Source organism: Agriterribacter sp., from assembly GCF_035444585.1.
GTDB lineage: Bacteria > Bacteroidota > Bacteroidia > Chitinophagales > Chitinophagaceae > Agriterribacter.
Window position 1 is genome coordinate 1 of sequence record NZ_DAOMOZ010000266.1, and the last position, 5,800, is coordinate 5,800.

Consider the following 5,800-nt stretch of genomic DNA (forward strand, 5'->3'; position numbering starts at 1 on the left):
AAAAAGTAACCAAAAAAGCCGCCCGAAAACGATTACTGCCCGTTTTCGGGAAGGAACCCTGATGGACCTTTTGTGCTACTGTGACTTCAGTTTCATTTCGCTGCTGCTTTCTCTTCTCTAAACAGGCGGAGAAAATGTTAATTCATTATAAAATAGGACCAGATAGATTCCGAAGCATAATAACCTGCGGTTTAGCCTGCCGCGATACATACCAAACACGCTAACCAAGCAACATTGTATCTGATCTGCATATCTGCGGCAAAAAATAAATACACCATAAGCCCGATGATAAATACTGGTACAATTTGTATATTTTGAGGAACGGATAGTAAAGCTTAAAAAATCAACCCACACAATGATTGCGGATAACTATACCCTCACACACAACAGCATTAAAGAACCGCCGGTGTCATTTGGATCAAAACTCAGGTTCCTCGGCCCCGGCTTCATTCTTTCGGCGTCCATTGTCGGTTCCGGGGAGCTGATCGCAACCACTGTACTGGGTGCCAGGGCAGGCTTTGTTGCATTCTGGATCATCATAGTGAGCTGCCTGGTTAAAGTGGCCATACAGCTTGAATTTGGAAAGCGGGCCATTGTTTCGGGGGAAACGCCGATGCAATCTTTTTCAAAGCTCCCCGGACCCAGGGTAGGAAAAACCAACTGGTCTGTAGCCGCTGTTTGTTTGCTGACCTTACTAAAAATAATACAGGTAGGCGGCATGCTCGGAAGATCCGCTATTGTGCTAAGCATGCTTTTCCCGGCACTGCCTGTATTGGCGTGGGCTCTCGCTATTGCAGCGCTTATCGCTATCCTTATCTATAAAAATTATTACAGGCTGGTTGAAAAATCTTCGCTGATCATGGTAGTGGCTTTCACTGCATTAACCATTGTTTCCCTGGCAGCAGTTTCGTTTACCCCTTACCGTTTTACAATGGCCGACGTTGCAGCCGGACTGCAATTTGAACTGCCTTCTTACCTGGTTGTTCTTGCTATAGGCGCGTTTGGCATTACCGGTGTGGCCAGCGATGAGATCATCGCTTATAACTACTGGTGCATTGAAAAAGGATATGCAGCATATACCGGGCCGGCCGATAACACAGTGGAATGGGAGAAAAGAGCAAGGGGCTGGACCAGTGTAATGTACCTTGATGCTTTAGTAGCTATGATCATATATACTGCCGTTACAGCAGCTTTTTACCTGCTGGGCGCTTCCATATTGTACAACCGCGGGGAAATACCGGAAGGAAATGCTTTGATAGAAGCCCTTGCCCATATTTATACGCAATCACTGGGCAATGGCATAAGAACGGCTTACCTCATCGGCGCTTTCTTTGTATTGTTTTCCAGTGTATTTGCTACCCTTGCTTACTGGTCAAGATTGTTCTCCGATATTTTCGGACAATTTGGATGGATAGATTTTTATAACCCGGTGAAAAGAAAAAAGACGATTGCCATTTTATCATGGATCTTTCCTGCGCTTTGGGTAGTGGCATATCTTTTTATCCAATTACCGGTTTTTATGATCATATCGGGCGGTGTGGTGGGCTCGGTACTTTTACTGATCGTTGTTTTTGCCGCACTGTGCTTCCGTTACCACAAAAACTATCCTTCATTAAAATCATCGCTCTCCTATAATATATTATTCTGGCTTAGCGTACTGTCTATTGGAATGATAGCCGTATACGGGTTGGTTAAATTGATAAGCTAAACCTGCCAAACCTGTTAGGTTTGCAGCGCTGCAAACCTAACAGGTGGGGCAGCACACAAAAGGCACTTCGGTAAGCGGCGACGTGCGCAGAATGCGGTAATTGCCCAGTTCATCACCCAATGCCTGCCTGCTCCTGTTCCTGCGGTCAAGCAGCGTGGCAGCCAGCTCTTTTGTAGCTCTTTGGGAAGATGCAGCCGCCAGCCTTTCATCCGACAACGGTAAAAAATGATCGAATATGCTGGTAATATTTCCAAATACCTCTACCGTCAATACGCTCAGCGGGGCATCTTCGGGTAGCCCTAACTGTTTTAACAGTACGGCGACCTCCTTATTCGTCCACGTGGCAGTGGCCGTTTTAGGCTGATCTTTGTATATGGCTTTAACAGCCCCTGCCAGCAGGCTTGCCTCTGTGAATTTCGCAGCTTTTGGCACCGGCACTGCTTTGCCTGCATCTTTCAGGTTTTCAAAAGCATGCAAAATATTCGTGGACATTGCCCGGTCTATCTTTACCGCTTTACCGGCTTTGTAATCACGCATGGCTTTGTTCAATCTAGCCTCATACACTTTGTCTATTTCCAAACGGTTCATTTCATTCATCAGCGTGAGGTTGCTGAGTATAACATTCGCCCGGGCGGTTTCATCGGTGCTGCTTATCGTCCATATAGCGGAAGCATGCACAACTTCAGAAAGGGCTGCATTACTTAACAATCCTGTACCGGCAGGTGTTTGTGCTTCCGGTAGCTCAGGCCTCACCAATGTCATCAGCTTTTCATCTAAAAGAATATTGCGGTATGTAGTGCCATCGGCCTGCTTAACCTGCGCATACAATACACAATGCAGTTGTGTACGCGGCGGATCACTGGTTACATTCTTTCCTTTCCATACCGCTTTTGCATAAGGCGCGTTTACATATACTTTATCTGTATCGCGGTTTACATTGCACAACAGCGTTGGAGCGGGATGCTGCATCCCGGCGATCACCAAGGGTCTTCCAAACCTGCCCTGGGCAGTGCTCCACAGGTTTTCCTTTCCTTCTTCGCCATTGCTCCAATGGCCATGACCAATACGGAATTCGTAAGTAAAAAATCCGAACAGCTCGGGGCTTTCGGGATGCAGTCCCGGCGGAAGCGGCAGCAAATAATGAATATCATCGTCATCGCCGGCTTTTTCCATTGCCTGCATGGCGCCCAGTCCGGCCATATCATCTGTTTGCCCGGGTGTGATCAACCGTATGTATTCGGGATCAATGGGCAAAGGCGGATCTTCGGCAGTGTCCTGCAACAGTTCGCCGAACTGCTTGTTGTTCCCGATCAACTGGTCGGGCGCATAATGCAGCACCCGGCAGAATAAAGTATCGGCAGGATCCTGAACAGGTTCTTCCAGTTCTACCCACAGGTATTTTTGCCGGGCTTCAGTGGCGCTGTACTTTTCATTTTTACGATAAGGAGAAAATGCCAGTCCAACGCTTGCAATTTTGGGCACCTGCGCAGGAATGACGGTAGCCGGCAATACCAGTTGACCGGGCTGTATGGTTTGATCATCGCCATGGCCTGCTTTAAATTTTGCCGTAATGGTATACTGCACTTCTATTGTATCGGGGAACCGAAGCTGCCCGTTGGGCCGGAGCAGCGCCGATTTGGGTTCAATGGCATCTATAAAAATAACAGTAGTGCTGCTCCGGTTGATGTTGCCGAAAGGATCGGGTTGCAGGGATTGGAAAGATGCGGAATGCTTAAGCTCAATGTCACCGATGTTGCTGAGTGTTTCCGTTTCACCTGCATCATCGCGACTGAATTTTTTCTGCCGCCCAATGATAAACGCAGTATCCTGCAGGGCATCCCAGCTCCAGTGGCGGTTGAGGCGGTATACCAGGCATCCTATCCAGTGATTGCATAAATCGCCTTTTGAAGAAAAAGTAATGCTGCTGCCGTCCGGCGCCAGGTTGTGCCGTATTTTATTATTGCATCCAAAAACAACCCGCTCGCCTTTTTCGGCAACCAGGGTAAGCCCGTTCACTTTTACGCCTAACTGCTGGGCAAGACGCTGCATGATATCCGGGCGGTTGCTGGTTTCGGCATTAAAGAAGAAAAACCGGTTCACAACACCCTTGCGGATAAATTCGGGGTCGGGCTGAAGGTATAATCCCTGCAACGTGGGCACATTGGCTTTAGGCAGCAGCAGCAGCTCAGCTTCATTGATCAGTTCCTTATAAAACCAGAGCTGTGTTTTTTTGCCATACCGGCTGTCGAGATCCGGCTTTGCTTCATTGATGAATCCATAGTAAGCGCTGTCATCGCCTTCGCAAACAGCACGGATGGACATCCTGATCTTCCTGGCTGTGGGCAACGGAATATCCGTCATGGCATTGATCGCAGCCCTGTTCAGTTCAGGTGTATTAAAAGGATCATCGCTGCTTCCCGGGTTGAGCGTTGGTGCATCATGGAATATAACGTTGAGTGACAGGGTATCTTCCATATCCGATGCTGTATTTACGGCAGGAAAATTCCTTGAAGTGGTATACAGGGTGATATAATTTTCATTGCCGCTTTCGCTCGACAGGTTATCTAACCGCAGTGTTTCCACTTCCACTTTTATTTCCACCTTAGTCACATCAGGATCGGCTATGGCAGGAACAATGTTTTTTGGATTTGCCGCTGTTCCGCCCTGCTTTTGCGCCTGTGCCGACTGGATCAACAGTTGAACAGGATCTGCACCCAGCGCCTGGTATTTGCCTGTAAACACAACCGCCGGATAAGTAAGCACCGGTCGTTGTATAGAAAGCACTGGATTAGCATTAAAGGAAGAGGTTTGATCATCAGCTATGATCTCATTAAAAAAATCGGCTTTTGCTTCCTTAAGATCTTTTGATTTTTCAATCCGGCATAACGTGGGTGCTACATATCGTTTAAAGCTCCATTCGGAAGTTGGTGCGGCGGCATTATTGTAAACATCTTCCGTAATCACGGGCCCGCCACCGCTGATATCCATCATGCGAACACGGAACTGGTAGCGGTTACCGTAACGCAATTGCGTAGCCGCTGCCACTTCATCGAACATATTATCGGGATCAACGGCTTTGGTGGGTGTGGGATCCAATGGGTTCAGCCGGCCTTCATCACTCTGGTGGATATTTACCGCATCACTGTCTTTCAACACCATACTTTTGCCGATCCAACTGGTAAAATACATCGGTAGCCAGTAAGGGGCCTTGGTATTATTGTCTAACTGTGTCGGAAAAACCTGGAAAGGCAATTCCAGCTCTTCATTGGCTGCATTACCCAGGCTTGCGCCTCCCAGCACATAAGTTTGTTTGCATCTCACCAAATTCAAACTGCTCCAGTTTGCATTCACTGTATCTTCTTTTACATCAATGCGGTAGCCGAATACACCCAGCGGTGCGTCAACCCGCGGCCCGGTTTTGGTGGGATATCCTTCCAACTGGCGCATATACCATATTAAGATCTGCTCATCATCCCATGCGAGGCGTATGCCTTCATCTTTTACGGGATGGCTCCCGTCCTGTTTTTCGCTGAGGAGTATGCTGCTCACAGGCTGGGCGGCATGTACAATTTTGGCAAAGCCGTCGTTGTATTCATTCAGTTCGGCAAAAATTTTATCCCATGGCGCTGCCGGCGGTTCCGGATCCACTATTTGTCCTGTTTTTACGAATAAAACAGGAAAGAGTATGGGTGCAAAAACCGGGCGTTTGTTTTCAGCGCCTGCTTTTAATTTTGGAATACGTGCAGCATAGGATTTTATAAACGGGCCGTCTGCGTCTACCATCAATTTTTCCTGTATGCTTTTATAATCTTCGTTAACAATGTCGGCGTAGATATAGCAGCCTTTTTCGAACAGGGCTGCATTGTCGCCTTCAACCGCAACCGAAGTTTCGTATACCATACCGCAGGCCCGGGCAAGCAAAGGCTGCCGCAATATATAGGCGAACACCTGGCCCCAGCTCAAATCGTCATTGTTCTTCCAGGCAGGAACAAGCGGCGTATCTTTTTTTACAGCGCAGTGATAACTGTCATCTGTTTTGGCATTCGGCACCCGCGGCGAAGTGAAATTGAAAGCGTTCCGGTAGCTTTCGGG

At 47.9% G+C, this 5,800-nt stretch carries 2 protein-coding genes; one reads left to right on the top strand and one right to left on the bottom strand.

The features are described 5' to 3' along the window. Positions 1-355 precede the first annotated feature (355 nt). Positions 356-1,708, top strand: coding sequence for an Nramp family divalent metal transporter (locus PLH26_RS19530; RefSeq protein ID WP_324587701.1), 1,353 nt, complete (start codon positions 356-358; stop codon positions 1,706-1,708). Positions 1,709-1,744: 36 nt separating this feature from the next. Here PLH26_RS19530 and PLH26_RS19535 read toward each other — a convergent pair. Beyond that, positions 1,745-5,800, bottom strand: a 4,056-nt coding sequence (locus PLH26_RS19535) for a hypothetical protein (RefSeq protein WP_324587702.1), incomplete at its 5' end; no start/stop codon positions are given.

Excerpts from the sequence above, each read along its gene's own strand:
- PLH26_RS19530 (WP_324587701.1), top strand. The coding sequence starts at position 356 with ATGATTGCGGATAACTATACCCTCACACACAACAGCATTAAAGAACCG.